The organism is Pseudomonas fluorescens, assembly GCF_005938625.1.
GTDB classification, from domain to species: Bacteria; Pseudomonadota; Gammaproteobacteria; order Pseudomonadales; family Pseudomonadaceae; genus Aquipseudomonas; species Aquipseudomonas fluorescens_BD.
In genome coordinates this window covers 59,818-75,477 of the sequence record NZ_VCNJ01000034.1, presented here as the reverse complement: position 1 = coordinate 75,477, position 15,660 = coordinate 59,818, and the positions used below count along the sequence as shown (strand labels likewise).

Here is a 15,660-nt window from a genome sequence, read left to right as displayed (position 1 = left end):
GATTCACAGCAAATCGCTCGACTTGAGATGCCGAGTTGATTATGGATTCACAGCAAATCGCTCGACTTGAGATGCCAGTCGATTATGGATTCACAGCAAATCTTTCAAGTCGGCGTAAATTTCGAATATCCCCCAATCGGTCCCCTCTACCTCTGGGAGAGGGCTAGGGTGAGGGCAGAAGATCTCAAGCCTTAAGTGAGTTCTGTGCCGAGCACTACGCTGAGCGCACTGCGCGCATCATCCAGCTGCACCAACGTTGCGTGACGAGCACCAAGGGCATCACGGTTTTCGATGGCGGTCAGAATTGCTTTGTGCCGAGGCAACGCCAGCTCATGCAGATTCGGCCGCTGATTCGAATGCTTCAACGCCTCGGCAATCGCCACCGACAGCATATTGCACAGGTTCGCCAGCAAATCGTTGTGCGTCGCATCGGCAATCCGGCTATGGAAATCCAGATCGGGCTGCAACAAGGCTTCCGGCGTCGGCGCCGCTTCCATGCGCTGGTACGCTTCACCAATCGAAGCAATATCCGCCTCGGTCGCATGCTGAGCGGCGAGGGCGGCTGCCGCCGGCTCAATAATGCTGCGCACACTGGTCAGCACATTGAAAAACTCATTCTGCGGGCTGCTTTGCATCAACCAGTGCAGCACATCCGGGTCGAGCATGTGCCATTCGCGGCGCGCCTTGACCACCGTACCGACGCGTGGCTTGGAATACACCAGACCCTTGGCTACCAATACTCGCGTGGCTTCGCGCAACACCGGCCGGCTGACCGCGTACTCCTCGCAGAGCAAGGCTTCGGCGGGCAGTTTGTCGTCGGGCAAAAAGCGTCCGGAGACGATCTGCATGCCCAGTTCCTGGACGATGCGCGAGTGCATGCTTTTACGGTCGGAGGGTTTGCGGTAATCCATGGGGAACGGCGCGATCCTGAGCGATGGAGATGCCGCGCATCATAGCAGGCACGGCACAAACTTGAGGCGGGTAAAGAACAACTGTGGGAGCGAGCTTGCTCGCGAAAGCGGTGGGTCAAACAACTTAACTGTTGAATGTACCGCCGACTTCGCGAGCAAGCTCGCTCCCACAGGGATTTGTGTGATCAGTGAGAGTGGCGCGGCACTTCGGCGCCTCGGCAACCAACGAGGAAGTCAAAGTCGCAACCCTGATCCGCCTGCAGCACATGGTCGATGTACAGCTGACGATAACCGCCCACTAACAATTGCTGCGGTGGCTGCAGATCGGCCATACGCGCTGCCAGTTCGGCATCCGGAATATCCAGGTGCAAACGCCCGGTGGCGCAATCCAGCTCGATCCAGTCGCCTTCCTTCACCGTCGCCAAAGGCCCGCCAGCCGCCGCTTCCGGCGCCACGTGCAAAACTACCGTGCCGTACGCCGTGCCGCTCATCCGTGCATCGGAAATGCGCACCATGTCGGTCACACCTTGCGCCAACAGCTTGGCCGGTAAACCCATGTTGCCGACTTCAGCCATGCCCGGATAACCCTTCGGTCCGCAGTTTTTCATCACCAGAATCGAATCCTTGTCGACGTCCAGCTCCGGATCGTTGATTCGCGCTTTGTACATGTCGAAGTTCTCGAACACCACCGCGCGGCCGCGATGCTGCATCAATTCCGGCGTGGCGGCAGAGGGCTTGAGCACTGCGCCGAGTGGTGCCAGATTGCCGCGCAACACACAAATCCCGCCATCGGCGCGAATCGGATTGTCGAGGGTGCGGATCACTTCGTCTTCGCCATAGATCGGCGCGTCCTTGGTGTTCTCGCCGATCGACTTGCCGTTCACTGTCAGCGCATTCGGATTGGGAATCAGATTGGCTTCACCGAGACGACGCAACACCGCCGGCAAACCACCGGCGTAATAGAACTCCTCCATCAGGAAACGCCCGGACGGTTGCAGGTCGACGATGGTCGGCATGCCGCGACCGATGCGCGTCCAGTCGTCCAGATCCAGCTCAACGCCGATGCGCCCGGCGATGGCTTTCAGGTGAATCACTGCGTTGGTTGAGCCACCGATGGCCGCGTTAACCCGAATAGCGTTTTCGAAAGCTTCCTTGGTGAGGATCTTAGATAGACGAAGGTCTTCGCGAACCATCTCCACCGCACGCATGCCGGACATGTGCGCCAGCACATAACGTCGTGCATCCACCGCCGGAATCGCCGCGTTGTGCGGCAGCGAAGTGCCCAACGCTTCAGCCATGCACGCCATCGTCGATGCGGTGCCCATGGTGTTGCAGGTGCCCGCCGAACGCGACATGCCGCCCTCGGCCGCGAGGAAATCATCGATGGTGATGGTGCCCGCCTTGACCTGCTCGCTGAGCTGCCAGACCACGGTGCCGGAACCGATGTCCTTGCCTTTGTGCTTGCCGTTGAGCATCGGCCCGCCGGTGACAACAATCGCCGGCACGTCGCAACTGGCCGCGCCCATCAGCAGCGCCGGGGTGGTTTTGTCGCAACCGGTCAGCAGCACCACACCATCAATCGGGTTGCCGCGAATCGCTTCTTCAACGTCCATGCTCGCCAGGTTGCGGGTGAGCATGGCGGTCGGGCGCAGGTTCGATTCGCCGTTGGAGAACACCGGGAATTCCACCGGGAAGCCACCGGCCTCGATCACCCCGCGTTTAACGTGCTCCGCGATCTGCCGGAAGTGCGCGTTGCACGGGGTCAGTTCCGACCAGGTGTTGCAGATGCCGATGATCGGCTTGCCATGAAACTGGTGGTCGGCGATGCCCTGATTCTTCATCCAGCTGCGGTACATGAAGCCGTTCTTGTCGGCCGTGCCAAACCATTGGGCGGAGCGCAGGGTGGGTTTCTTATCAGACATGATCGATTCTCTTATTGTATGACTATAGTGTTCCAGCTACGGCTTAATCTAAGCTCAAAAACCTAGGTTTGGAAGTGTTGTTGGTAAATTAGTATTACTATATAGTCGTTTTCGACGGAGGGATGGCCCTGACGGTTTTCCGTGAGAGGCGTCCCCCGAGGTTCTATAAAAACAACAATCGGAGACCGATCTCATGAGCCAGGAACTGCGGCTGATACGGCGCATTACGCTGAAACTGATTCCCTTCCTGATCCTGCTGTACCTGATCGCCTATGTGGATCGCTCCGCCGTCGGCTTCGCCAAGCTGCACATGGGCGCCGACATCGGTATCGGCGACGCCGCCTACGGCCTCGGTGCCGGGCTGTTCTTTATTGGTTACTTCCTCCTCGAAATCCCCAGCAACCTGATGCTCGAACGCTTTGGCGCGCGGCGCTGGTTTGCGCGGATCATGATCACCTGGGGCGCGATCACCATCGGCATGGCCTTCGTCCAGGGCCCACACAGTTTCTACGTGATGCGCTTCCTGCTCGGCGCGGCCGAAGCGGGGTTCTTCCCCGGCGTTCTCTACTACATCACCCAATGGTTCCCGGTGCGCCATCGCGGCAAGATCCTCGGACTGTTCATCCTCTCGCAACCGATCGCGATGATGATCACCGGCCCGGTGTCCGGTGGTTTGCTCGGCATGGACGGCGTCCTTGGCCTGCATGGCTGGCAGTGGTTGTTCATCGTCATCGGCACCCCGGCGATCCTGCTGACCTGGCCGGTGCTGCGCTGGTTACCAGACGGCCCACAGCAAGTGAAATGGATGGATCAGGCGGAAAAAGACTGGCTGACCGGCGAGCTGAAAAAGGATCTGCAGGCATACGGCCAGACCCGTCACGGCAACCCGCTGCATGCGTTGAAAGACAAACGTGTGTTGCTGCTGGCGCTGTTCTATCTGCCGGTGACGTTGAGCATTTATGGCCTCGGTCTATGGTTACCGACGTTGATCAAACAGTTTGGCGGCAGCGATCTGGTCACCGGTTTCGTGTCGTCGGTGCCGTACATCTTCGGGATCATCGGCTTGCTGATCGTGCCGCGCAGTTCCGATCGTTTGAATGATCGTTACGGTCATTTGGCGGTGCTGTATGTGTTGGGTGCGATTGGCCTGTTCCTCAGTGCGTGGCTGTCGTTGCCGGTGGCACAACTGGCGGCGCTGTGTCTGGTGGCGTTTGCGCTGTTTTCCTGCACGGCGGTGTTCTGGACCTTGCCGGGACGGTTCTTTGCCGGTGCGAGTGCGGCGGCGGGGATTGCGTTGATCAATTCGGTGGGGAATCTGGGCGGGTACATCGGGCCGTTTGTGATTGGGGCGTTGAAGGAATACACCGGCAACCTAGGTTCCGGCCTGTATTTCCTCTCGGGGGTGATGGTGTTTGGCCTGATCCTGACGGGCGTTGTCTATCGCGTACTGGAACGCAAACACGTGCTGCCGGTTGACCAGTTCGCCGCCAGCGCCAGAGGCGCCACACGCACCTGACAGACCAACACCGGCCCCCTGTAGGAGTGAGCCTGCTCGCGATAGCGGTGTATCAGTAAAAAAGTTGTCAACTGACACACCGCTATCGCGAGCAGGCTCACTCCTACAAGGGGGCGGCGGTGTTTCGAATAACACAGGAGAAAATCATGCATCTGGTTCAATTAGAATTAAGCAACGGCGAGCGCCGCGTCGGCGTTGTCGACGATGGTCTGGTGCGCGAGGTGCAAGACGCGCGCAGCGTGCGTGATCTGGCGCTGGCCGCCATCGAGGCCGGCCACTCCCTTGAGCAGCAAGTGCAAACCCTCGGCCTCGGCATCAGCCACGACTACAGCGAACTGCTCGCGCAACTGCGCATCCTGCCGCCACTCGACCATCCGGACCCGGCACACATGCTGGTCAGCGGCACCGGCCTGACCCATTTGGGCAGCGCTTCAGCCCGCGACAAAATGCACCAGCAGGCCGGCGACGAAGCGACGATGACCGACACCATGCGCATTTTCAAATGGGGCGTGGAGGGCGGCAAACCGGCGGCGGGGCAGGCCGGTGTGCAACCGGAATGGTTCTACAAGGGTGACGGCAGCATCGTCGTGCGTCCGGGCCAACCTTTCCCGGTTCCTCCGTTTGCCGAAGACGCTGGCGAAGAACCGGAAATGGCCGGCCTCTATGTGATCGGTCACGACGGTAAGCCTTATCGCCTCGGTTTCGCAGTGGGCAACGAGTTCTCCGATCATGTCATGGAACGCAAGAATTACCTGTACCTCGCGCACTCGAAATTGCGCAGTTGCAGCTACGGTCCGGAACTTCGTACCGGTGAACTGCCTCAACATCTGGCAGGCACCAGTCGCATCCTGCGTAACGGTGAAGTGCTCTGGCAGAACGAGTTTCTCAGCGGTGAGGCGAACATGTGCCACAGCCTCGCCAACCTCGAATATCACCACTTCAAATACCGTCAGTTCTTGCGTCCGGGCGACGTGCACATTCACTTCTTCGGCACCGCGACCCTGTCGTTCGCCGATGGCATTCGCACGCAACCGGGCGACCTGTTCGAAATCAGCCAGGCCGAATTCGGCGCACCGCTGGTCAACGGCATCGTGCCGATCGCAGCGGCTTTTGAACCGGACAGCATCGGCACCCTTTAAGGAGATCCCATGACTCAGATTCTCGGTCACAACTACATCGGCGGTCAGCGCAGCGCCGCTGGCAACGTCAAATTGCAATCGGTCGATGCCACGACGGGCGAACAGTTGCCGCACGATTTCATTCAGGCCACGGTTGAAGAGGTCGACGCCGCCGCCAAAGCCGCCGCTGCTGCGTATCCTGCTTATCGCAGCCTCAGCGCCGAACGCCGCGCGCAGTTTCTTGACGCGATTGCCGATGAGCTGGATGCCCTCGGTGATGATTTCGTTGCCGTGGTCTGCCGCGAAACCGCGTTGCCGGCCGGGCGGATTCAGGGCGAGCGCGGACGCACCAGCGGGCAGATGCGTCTGTTCGCCAAAGTTCTGCGCCGGGGCGATTTTTACGGTGCGCGAATTGATCTGCCGTTACCGGATCGTCAGCCGTTGCCGCGTCCGGACCTACGCCAATACCGCATCGGCCTCGGCCCTGTGGCGGTGTTCGGCGCAAGCAACTTTCCATTGGCATTTTCCACCGCTGGCGGCGACACCGCGTCGGCGCTGGCCGCCGGTTGCCCAGTGATATTCAAGGCCCACAGCGGTCACATGGCCACGGCTGAGCTGGTCGCCGACGCGCTGATCCGCGCCGCCGAAAAAACCGCAATGCCGGCAGGCGTGTTCAACATGATCTACGGCGGTGGCGTCGGCGAATGGCTGGTCAAGCATCCGGCGATCCAGGCAGTGGGTTTCACCGGTTCGCTCAAGGGCGGACGCGCACTGTGCGACATGGCCGCTGCACGCCCGCAACCGATCCCGGTGTTTGCCGAGATGTCGAGCATCAACCCGGTGATCATCTTGCCGCAGGCCCTTGCCGAGCGTTCGGAAACGGTTGCCCGCGACCTGACCGCTTCGGTGGTGCAGGGCTGTGGCCAGTTCTGTACCAATCCCGGTCTGGTGATCGGCATCCGTTCGCCGCAGTTCAGCGCGTTCGTGCAGCAGGTCGCCGGTTTGATCGGCGATCAACCGGCGCAAACCATGCTCAATGCCGGCACCCTCGGCAGCTACGGCAAAGGCTTGCAGAAGCTGCTGGCGCATTCCGGCATTGAACATCTGGCGGGTAATCCGCAGCAGGGCAATCAGGCGCAGCCGCAGTTGTTCAAGGCCGACGTCAGCCTGTTGATCGATGGCGATGAAGTGCTGCAGGAAGAAGTGTTCGGCCCGACCACGGTGATTGTCGAGGTGGCGGACAAGGCGCAACTCAGCGCTGCGCTGCATGGCCTGCACGGGCAACTGACCGCGACGATCATTGGTGAGCTGACGGACTTCGAACAGTTTGCTGAACTGACACCGCTGCTGGAACAGAAGGTTGGGCGGATTCTGCTCAACGGTTATCCGACCGGTGTTGAAGTGTGTGATTCGATGGTGCACGGCGGGCCTTATCCGGCAACGTCCGATGCGCGCGGCACCTCCGTCGGGACGCTGGCCATCGATCGCTTCCTGCGTCCGGTGTGCTTCCAGAACTACCCGGACAGCTTGCTGCCGGAGCCGCTGAAAAACGCCAACCCGTTGCGCATCCAGCGCCTCGTCGATGGCAAGCCTGGCCGCGAAGCCCTCTGACACGGTACCCCTGTAGGAGCTGCCGAAGGCTGCGATCTTTTGATCTTGATCTTAAAAACAAAATCAAAAGATCGCAGCCTTCGGCAGCTCCTACAGGGGGAGTGGGGCGCCATGAGCTATCATTGGCCCTTTCCCCCCTAGAAAGACTGTTTGCCATGACTGCCCAAACCCTTCTCAACGCCCTCGAACACTGCGGTATGGTCGAAATCGACGGCCTGCACGCCTTCGAATTCGCCCTCGATGAAGACGACAACCTGCACATCGAATGCATCGATGGCCGAGCGGCCAAGCATTGGGAATTCACGCCGGCTCAGGTTGCAGCGGCAACATTTGATGACTCACTGCAAAGCTGGCTGATCGTCGGTTATTTCAATGAGACCAAAGCGATCGGCGAACATCGCCTGGTTTGTCATGGCGATGTAGTCAGCAGCAGCGACGACGAGGATGACACTGATGAAAATGCGTAAATTCTGGCCGCTGCTGATGGCCGGCAGCGTCGGTGCCATGGGGCTTTCCAGCGCATCCGCCGAGAACTTCCAGCTGCTGGTCGGTTCCTACACCGCCAACACCAGCCAAGGCATCTATCGCATGAACTTCGACAGTGCCACTGGCCAGATCGCCGCCAAACCGCTGCAGGTGGTCAAGAGCGAAAACCCGTCATGGCTGACCCTCTCCAAAGACCAGCATCGCCTGTTTGTGGTCAACGAAAACGGCCCGGGCCAGAAAGACCCGGTCGGCCGTGTCAGCAGCTATTCGATTGATCCGAAAACCCACACGCTGACCCTGATCAATCAAGTGCAAAGCCTGGGTAACGAGCCGACCCATTCGAGCCTCAGCGGTGATGCCAGCCACTTGTTCGTCAGCAACTATTCGGTGATGGAAGATCCGGGCGGAACGCTGGCGGTATTGCCGGTCGGTGCCGACGGCAAGCTCAAACCCGTCGTGCAGATGAGCGCGCACCCGGCGAGCCGGGTCAATCCTGAGCGCCAGGCCTCCAACCACGTGCACTCGACGGTTTCTTCGCCTGACGGCCGCTACGTGTTCTCCAACGATCTGGGCGCGGACAAGGTCTTCGTCTACCTGTTCGATCCAAAGGCCAACCCGGACTTGCCGCTGACGCCGGCGATGACCGCCGCAGTGAGCTTGCCAGCCGGTAGCGGCCCGCGTCATCTGCTGTTCAGCGCTGACGGCAAACACGCCTGGCTGACCATGGAAATGAGCGCGCAGGTCGCGGTGTTCGATTACCACGATGGCGTGCTGACCCAGACGCAACTGGTCGATCTGGCCGCCGGCCAGCCGACCTCGGACAAGGCCGGCGCCGCGCTGCATGCCTCGGCCGATGGCAAGTTCCTCTACGTCAGCAACCGAGGTACCGCCAATCAACTGGTGGTGTTCGCGATTGATCCGGCAACCGGCCAGCTCAAAGAGCTGCAAAAACGTTCGGTGGAAGGTGATCACCCACGCGAGTTCAGCCTCGACCCGAGTGGCAAATTCCTGCTGATCGCCAACCAGAAGAGCAACGAAATTGTCGTCGTCGAGCGCGATGGCAAGACCGGTCTGCTCGGCAAAACCGTGCAGAAACTGGCGATGGACGCACCCAGTGACCTCAAGTTTCTAGTGCGACAATAAGCCACAGGCCCCGGATTGCGGGGCCTGTCTCGTTGTATTAATCGCGCTGATATCCGGTAATGCTACAAAGCATTTCAAGCGATCAACCCTCGAGCGTTAAGTTTGCTCCACAGCCCAACCGGGCAAGCAAGCCAACCGAACACGAGGGTTACCGCCATGAACTTCAATCTCTTCTCCGTTATTGCCGCTTCCGCCATCTCCGCCACCGTTGTACTGCCAGCCAGCGCCAACGTCGAAATCAACAGCAAAAAATCCCACACCCAGAGCTACACCCAGAAATACCTGCAACAGAGCGCCAACTTCTACGCCGCCCTGGATCACAAAGCCCAACACTGAAATGCCTGCTTCGAACAACTCCCTGTAGGAGCTGCCGAAGGCTGCAGTCTTGATCTAGCCCTTGGGATCGTTCCCACGCTCCGCGTGGGAACGCAGCCCGTGACGCTCCGCGTCACTGGACGCAGAGCGTCCCAAGAGGCATTCCCACGCTGAGCATGGGAACGATCAGATCGCAGCCTTCGGCAGCTCCTACACGTGTGCGTGTGTTTTTCGCGGCACGATAGGTTTCTTCAAGCACGCAAATAGACTGGCTAAATAATCAACGAAGCTGATGTTTACTATGGCAAACCCTGAGTGGTTAGCGCGGCTTTTTTGATTGATTCTGTGGGCATCGAAACATGCCCACGGGAGAACACCATGGCCAGCGCAATCATTCATTCAGCCAAACGCGGCGCCTATCTGGCCATTGGTCTGTACCTGGCCGTGGTGTTGGTCGTCAGCATCGCCTCGCAGATGGAACACACCTTCGATGCGCCAATTCAAGTCGCTCACCCCGGCATCCAGTTCGAAGTCCGCTCGCAAAGCGTGATGGTCGACCGGGCCGAACTCGCGGGAGTCGGCGGCGCATGAAAGGCTACAGACTTTGGGTAGTCGCCGGTTTGGCGTTTTTCACCAACGGCGCTTCATTATTGGGTATCGGCCAGGGCTCGGTGGGCGCATTGGCCAGAGCCATAGAGGCCAATCACAATATCGCGCACAACATCGAACGGGCGAATACCTTGGGGCTGATGGCCGGCAATCCGCCGGTGAAAGTCTCGGCCGACTTTCTCGGGCCATTCGAGATAGATTGCATGGCACTCGGCATGTGCCAAGCGCTGGCCTGACTGATCGTTCCCACGCTCCGCGTGGGAATGCAGCCCCGGACGCTCCGCGTCCGATTGGAACGCAGAGCGTCCCTTGAGGCATTCACACGCAGAGCGTGGGAACGATCAAAGCAGGAAGGTAAGGGTTATTTCTTCATGATCGAAGTGAAGAGCTCGGACTCGAGGAAACGCTGCAACCAGGCTTGTAAGCGAACATAGGGCGTCTGCGCAAACCACTCGCGATCCACATGTGCAAACTGCCGAACGAACGGCAGTAATGCCACATCCGCCAGACTCAAGTGCTCGGCCAGCAAATAATCGCGATCCGTCAGCAACTCATCCAGCTTCTGCAAAAACAACGCGCCCTCAGCCCGATAAACCTCCATCCGCTGTTCGGGATAGCGCTCGGCGTACTTGTAGCGATTCAGGTGCACCTTGAACACTTGATCGTTGCCCTGAATCAGCTTGTCCATCCATAACGCCCCGAACGAGTCCCCGTCGAGTAGCCAGTCATCCGGATCATTCTGCGCCAACGCCCAGCGCATGATCTCCAGGCTCTCATCAATCACCCGCCCACCGGCATCCAGCACCGGCACCGTGCCTTTTGGCGAGATCGCCAACATCTCCGCCGGTTTCGCTTTGAGGCTGACCTCGACAATGTCCACCGCCACGCCCGAATAACGCAGCGCCATTCGCGCACGCATGGCGTACGGGCAGCGGCGGAAGGAATACAGCGTGTTCATTTCACCTCCAGCGTGCTTAACCCGTTGCCCTGACGCTGCACCTGAATCTGCACCGGAATCCGCTCGTGCATTTCCTGTACGTGGGAAATCACCGCGACCTTGCGGCCCTGCGCCTGCAAGCCATCGAGCGCATCCATCGCCAGTTGCAGCGACTCCGGATCGAGGCTGCCAAAGCCTTCATCAATAAACAGCGATTCAATCTTCAGCGTGCTCGACGCCATCGATGCCAGACCCAACGCCAACGCCAACGACACCAGGAACGTCTCGCCACCGGACAACGAATGCACGGAGCGCAGTTCGTCGCCCATTTCGGTGTCCATCACCAGCAAGCCGAGCATGCTGCCGCCGCGTTTCAAGCGATAGCGTTTGACCAGTTGGCGCAGTTGCACGTTGGCGTGATGCACCAGCAAGTCGAGGTTGTAAGCCTGGGCAATCTTGCGGAAGGTGTCGCCGGTGGCCGAGCCGATCAAGGCACTGAGTCGCGCCCAGCGCTGGTACTCGGCATACGCCGAGGTGATCTGCTGCGCCAGTGCCTGATTGGCGTTCTGTCGGCGCTGGTCTTCGACTTGTTCAGCGCGCAACTCGGCGCACTGTTGCTCGCTGACGGTGAACTGGTTTTGCAGGTCGGCGAGGGCGCTGGCCAGTTGTTCGGCATCCAGGTTGTCGTTGTGTTGAGCCTGATGATCGAGCAACAAACGATCACGCTCCTGCAGCAATACCTTGGCCTGTTCGATGGCTTTCTCGTTGTGCTGCAAGCGCTGGCGCAGTTCGGCGACTTGCGCGTCATCGACTCGCAACAGATCTTCGAGGCCACCGTCATCCAGCTCCGGGTGACGGGCGCGCCAGTCGGCAATCTTGCCGGCCAGATCCTGTTCTTCGTTTTGCAGCGCTTGCAAGCGCTCCTGTTGCGCCTTGAGTTCGGCGGCGATCTGCACAAGTTGTGTGCGCACGTTCTGCAGTTCCTGCGCGGTGCCGGTTTCGGCGTTACGTGCCTGTTCAACCGCTTGCTCAAGCTGCTGCTGCCAGTGTTCGGCGCTGCTGTGCTCGCCGAGCAGTTGCGCCATTTTTTGCTGGCAGGTCTGCTGCTGTTCGGTCAGTGCAGTGAATTGCTGTTCGGCGCTGAGCAACTGCTGAGCACGGGTCTGCTGGCGATCCTGCTCTTTCTCCAGCGTCTGTTGCCGCTGTTGCTGCTCGGCCTGTTCTTCCTTCTGCTGATCGACTTGCGCCAGGCGCTCGGCGATCTGTCGGTCTAGCTGCATGAATGTCGCCGCCGGTTCCTGGCGCAAGGCTTCAAGGGTGTCGGCCGGCAGCAGATTGCCGAACGCGGTGAGTTCTTCGTCGAGGCGCTGACGGTCGCTGCTCAATTCGCGTTGCTGATTGTTGAGGTTCTGCGCTGCTTGTTGATGCGCAGTTTCTGCCTGACGCAATTGCTGGGTCAGACGCGCGGCATCCTGTTGCAAGGTGAGCAGGGCGCTCTGGCGTTGTTCGTCCTGAGTGATACTCTGGTTCAGTTGCTCGTTTTGCCGGGCGAGCCAGGCATCGCGCTTGTCGGCGTTCTGATTGAACAACTGCGCGGCCAGCGGATGCGCGTCGAGGCTCGGCGCCAATGCCTGCTGCTGGGTCGCCAGTTGTTCTTGCTGTTGCAGCAGTTCTTTCTGTTGTGCAATCACGCCACCGACTTCGGCGCGCAGCTCGATGAGCTTTTCCTTGAGCTGATCGACCACCTGCTGGGCGTTGGCCTGTTCGCTTTCATCGTGGCGACCAAGGCTTTGTAGCAACGCTTCGGGTTGATGATACGGATGCTCGTTGCTGCCGCAGACCGGGCACGGCTGATCGTCCTGCAACTGCGCGCGCAACTCTTCGACGCTGGCACTGCGCGCCACGCGCTGACGTTCAAGCAGTTCGCGGGTGACGTTGAGGGTTTGCTCGGCGACGGTCAGCTCGGCCTTGGTTTTTACGCCGTCCTGGGTCAGGCGCTCGCGTTCCTGCTGGGCGCTGAGCTGGCGTTGTTGTAGTTCGCTGCTGCGCTTGTCGAGATCCTGCTGCGTGGCCCACAGGCGCGACAGGTCTTCGAACGCGCGCAGTTGCTTACGGTTGTCCTGCAGCAGCGTGCCGAGGATGCCGATCTGCTCGGTGACCGCATCAGGTTCGGCGCCGGCCTCTTTGAACAGCACTTCCAGTTGCTGTTTCTGTGTTGTCAGCTCTGTGGAGCTACGCGTGGCGTTTTCTTCGAGACTCGCCAGTTCCGCTTGGCCTTTGTTCAAGCGGTTGCCGATCAGCATCAGCTGTTGCAGGCGATCGCGGTAGGCATTCCATGCATCGCTCAGTGGCGCCAGATGGGCACTTTGCTCAAGTTCGGCGGCGATGCGTTGCAGGCGTTCGGCGACCTGGGTCTGTTTTTCCAGCAAGGCTTGAATGGCGTTTTGGCCATCAGTGCAAGCCTGCTGCGCGTTGAGCCTGGCTTCGGCGCTTTGGGCGACCTCGTTGGCCAGACGGGCGAGGGTGCTTTGCTCTTCAAAGGCCTGACGCAACAGCGGCGCGTTTTCGCTCTGTCGCTGTAGCGCGTTGCTCAGGGCGACTTTCGCCGTTTCGAGGCTCTGCTCCAGTTGCGTTTGGCGCTCGGTCAGCTCGGTGTGTTGCTGTGTGTGCGCAGCAATCTGTGCGGCCAATGGCGTCAGCAGCACATCGAGTTCGGTTTTACGCGCGAACTGGTGCCGCTGCGGGCCGAGCTGCTCCAGTCGCGTCAGTTTCACCCGCTCGCCGGCCAGACTTTCCGATTGCTGCTGTGCACTGTGCAATTGCTCGTTGGCGGCTTGCTGCGCGTCTTGCAACACACGCAAATCCTTGAGCCAGCTGTGCTGTTGCTCAAGCTGTTTGAGCTGCGCCTGCTGCAACTTCATTTGCTGTTGCGCAGCATTGAAGCGCTCATCCAGCTCGGCCCGGGCTTCGGGTGCCAACGGGGTCACGCCGGTGGCCTGATCCTGCAACAGCTTGTGCGCTTCGCGGGCCTCTTTGGTCTTGTCGAAGGCGCGGCGGCCGAGGCGGGTGTACAGCGCGGTGTCCGTGAGTTTTTCCAGCAGTTCGCTGCGGTCGTTGTCGTCAGCCTTGAGGAACGCGCTGAACTCGCTCTGCGCCAGCAATACAGCGCGGGTGAACTGTTCGAAGTTCAGGCCGAGCGCAGCTTCCAGCTGAGTTTTGTATTCGCCTTTCTGGCTGGCGAGCAATTGATCCTGATCGATGTCGCGCAGGCTCTGACGACTGGCCTGCAGCTTGCCGCTGGCCTTCTCACGGGCGCGGTTGGCTTCCCAGCGAGCCCGATAACGACGGCCATCGACACCGACGAAATCCACTTCGGCATAACCTTCGCCGGTGCCGCGACGCAGCAGAGTGCGCGGGTCGCCGGTGGCGATTTCGCCGTCAGCATCCGGGACTTTCGCGTCGCGGCCGGTGTTGTTCAGACGCGGCACGGCGCCGAACAGCGCCAGGCACAAGGCGTCGAGCAGGGTGCTTTTACCGGCGCCGGTCGGGCCGGTGATGGCGAATAAACCGGCGCTGGCCAACGGCTCAGCGGTGAAATCGATCTCGAACGGGCCGGCGAGCGAGGCAAGGTTTTTCAAGCGTATGGCGAGAATCTTCATGGCTGCTCGCCCTCCAGTTGTACGTCCTGCAGCAGTTCGGCGAAGTCCTTCAGCGTCTGTTCATCGACCTCGTTGCCGTAGTTGTCCAGCCAGGCGCGGCTGAACAATTCCTGCGGGGTGAGTTGGTCGAGTTCGATCAGCGCGGTGCCATCTTCGACGCCGTCAGCGCCACGGTTACCGGCGTACTCGGCAGCGATACGCACCAGGCGCACGGCTTTGCCTTGCAGAGCGCTTTCCACTTGATGGCGTAGATCCGGTTGCGGCTCGTCGAGGGTTACGCGCACTTCCAGCCACGGCTGACGCTGGGTTTCGGCGAGCAGATCGATGTTCGGCAGATCGGCCAGTTGCAGCAGGATTTCCGCCAGCGGTGCCGGGCCGATGCGTTGCAGGTTGACCGAACGCGGGATCAGTTTCGGCTCGACACTGACCAGGGTTTCGCCATCGAGGGTGACGTCGAGAATCTGGTGCTGATAGCTGATTTCCGAAAACGACAGCGGTATCGGCGAGCCGCTGTAGCGGATGCGCTCTTCACCGTTGACCTTCTGCGGCTTGTGCAAATGGCCGAGGGCGACATAGCTGATGCTCGGCCCGAACAGACTGGCGGGCAGGGCTTCGGCGTTGCCGATGATCAGGCTGCGCTCGGAGTCTTCCGACACCGAACCGCCAGCCATGTGCGCGTGGCTGATGGCGATCAGCGCCTGACCGGGTTGGCGCTTGGCGTTGGCCGCTTCGATCAGCCATTCATGCACCTGACCGATGCCGCGCAGATAGTTGTCGCCCAGATGCGCGCCAGTTACCTCCGCCGGGCGCAGAAACGGCAGCGCCAGGCACCACGCGGCGACTTCGCCGGTGTTGTCCGGCAACGGCAGCAGCAGGCGTTCGGCATTCAATTGCCCGTCATCCAGCCACAACACCCGTCCCAACGCATGCGTGCGCAAACGGCGCATCAACGGCGCGGGCAGTTCGATCCGTGAACCGGAGTCGTGGTTGCCGGCGATCATCACGATGGTCAGCAACGGCTGCTGTTCGTGGGCGCTGACGATGAAATCGTAGAGGCGTTCCTGGGCTTTGACCGGAGGATTGACCGTGTCAAAGATGTCCCCGGCAATCAGCAGCACATCCGGCTGCGCCAGTTGCAGTTGGCGCAGCAGCCATTCGAGAAAACAGGCGTGCTCGAAATCGCGCTCCTGGCCGTGCAGGTTTTGCCCAAGGTGCCAGTCGGAGGTGTGGAACAGACGCAAGGCGGACTCCGCAACAATTAAAGAGGTGATGGCCGCGAGGAAATGAAGGGCGGCGAAAGAGGGGAGAGTTTACAGATTATTGCGGCGGGGGGGCTTGTTGTGCAGGCCAAGGACTATTCGCACAGGTACGGTTTGCCTGATTGCGCTGATCGAATCCACGGTTCGGCGCATCTAATAATTGACGCCAAAATA

At 60.2% G+C, this 15,660-nt stretch carries 13 protein-coding genes; 8 read left to right on the top strand and 5 right to left on the bottom strand.

Annotated features, from left to right (window positions below; translation table 11 throughout):
- Window positions 1–191: 191 nt before the first annotated feature.
- Both FGA82_RS21210 and FGA82_RS21205 read right to left on the bottom strand, forming a co-directional pair.
- On the bottom strand, window positions 192–911 hold the full coding sequence (locus tag FGA82_RS21210; RefSeq protein ID WP_141128603.1) for a FadR/GntR family transcriptional regulator: 720 nt from the start codon (window positions 909–911) through the stop codon (window positions 192–194).
- Window positions 912–1,096: 185 nt separating this feature from the next.
- Window positions 1,097–2,833 carry an IlvD/Edd family dehydratase gene (locus FGA82_RS21205; RefSeq protein WP_038368108.1) on the bottom strand — a complete coding sequence of 579 codons (1,737 nt, stop codon included), beginning with the start codon at window positions 2,831–2,833 and terminating at the stop codon, window positions 1,097–1,099.
- A gap of 193 nt (window positions 2,834–3,026) precedes the next feature.
- Here FGA82_RS21205 and FGA82_RS21200 point away from each other — a divergent pair, with 193 nt between their 5' ends.
- From FGA82_RS21200 to FGA82_RS21160, 8 genes are all read left to right on the top strand, one after another.
- Entirely contained in the window at window positions 3,027–4,349 is a 1,323-nt protein-coding gene (locus tag FGA82_RS21200; protein WP_141128602.1) for an MFS transporter, read from the top strand.
- Window positions 4,350–4,495: 146 nt separating this feature from the next.
- Window positions 4,496–5,488, top strand: a complete 993-nt coding sequence (araD1, locus tag FGA82_RS21190) for an AraD1 family protein (RefSeq protein ID WP_141128601.1) — start codon at window positions 4,496–4,498, stop codon at window positions 5,486–5,488.
- Between the two features lie 9 nt (window positions 5,489–5,497).
- Window positions 5,498–7,078, top strand: a complete 1,581-nt coding sequence (locus FGA82_RS21185) for an aldehyde dehydrogenase (NADP(+)) (RefSeq protein WP_141128600.1) — start codon at window positions 5,498–5,500, stop codon at window positions 7,076–7,078.
- A 155-nt stretch (window positions 7,079–7,233) separates the two neighbouring features.
- The gene (locus tag FGA82_RS21180) at window positions 7,234–7,545 is read left to right on the top strand and encodes a DUF5629 family protein (RefSeq protein WP_008088034.1); all 312 of its coding nucleotides are present in this window, start codon (window positions 7,234–7,236) and stop codon (window positions 7,543–7,545) included.
- Window positions 7,532–8,707: a lactonase family protein gene (locus FGA82_RS21175; RefSeq protein ID WP_141128599.1), complete on the top strand. Its 1,176-nt coding sequence runs from the start codon at window positions 7,532–7,534 to the stop codon at window positions 8,705–8,707. Before FGA82_RS21180 ends, FGA82_RS21175 begins: the two co-directional genes overlap by 14 nt.
- A gap of 156 nt (window positions 8,708–8,863) precedes the next feature.
- The gene (locus FGA82_RS21170) at window positions 8,864–9,043 is read left to right on the top strand and encodes a hypothetical protein (RefSeq protein WP_007917967.1); all 180 of its coding nucleotides are present in this window, start codon (window positions 8,864–8,866) and stop codon (window positions 9,041–9,043) included.
- A 357-nt stretch (window positions 9,044–9,400) separates the two neighbouring features.
- The gene (locus FGA82_RS21165; RefSeq protein ID WP_141128598.1) at window positions 9,401–9,613 is read left to right on the top strand and encodes a hypothetical protein; all 213 of its coding nucleotides are present in this window, start codon (window positions 9,401–9,403) and stop codon (window positions 9,611–9,613) included.
- Window positions 9,610–9,867 carry a hypothetical protein gene (locus tag FGA82_RS21160; RefSeq protein ID WP_141128597.1) on the top strand — a complete coding sequence of 86 codons (258 nt, stop codon included), beginning with the start codon at window positions 9,610–9,612 and terminating at the stop codon, window positions 9,865–9,867. Before FGA82_RS21165 ends, FGA82_RS21160 begins: the two co-directional genes overlap by 4 nt.
- A 125-nt stretch (window positions 9,868–9,992) precedes the next feature.
- Here the strand turns inward: FGA82_RS21160 and FGA82_RS21155 are convergent, their stop codons facing one another.
- Genes FGA82_RS21155 through FGA82_RS21145 form a run of 3 tightly spaced genes read right to left on the bottom strand, consistent with a single transcriptional unit; the run spans window position 9,993 to window position 15,468 of the window.
- Window positions 9,993–10,589: a glutathione S-transferase gene (locus tag FGA82_RS21155; RefSeq protein ID WP_141128596.1), complete on the bottom strand. Its 597-nt coding sequence runs from the start codon at window positions 10,587–10,589 to the stop codon at window positions 9,993–9,995.
- Window positions 10,586–14,227 carry an AAA family ATPase gene (locus FGA82_RS21150; RefSeq protein WP_141128595.1) on the bottom strand — a complete coding sequence of 1,214 codons (3,642 nt, stop codon included), beginning with the start codon at window positions 14,225–14,227 and terminating at the stop codon, window positions 10,586–10,588. The genes FGA82_RS21155 and FGA82_RS21150 overlap by 4 nt, the downstream gene beginning before the upstream one ends.
- The gene (locus FGA82_RS21145) at window positions 14,224–15,468 is read right to left on the bottom strand and encodes an exonuclease SbcCD subunit D C-terminal domain-containing protein (RefSeq protein ID WP_141128594.1); all 1,245 of its coding nucleotides are present in this window, start codon (window positions 15,466–15,468) and stop codon (window positions 14,224–14,226) included. Before FGA82_RS21145 ends, FGA82_RS21150 begins: the two co-directional genes overlap by 4 nt.
- Window positions 15,469–15,660 lie beyond the last annotated feature (192 nt).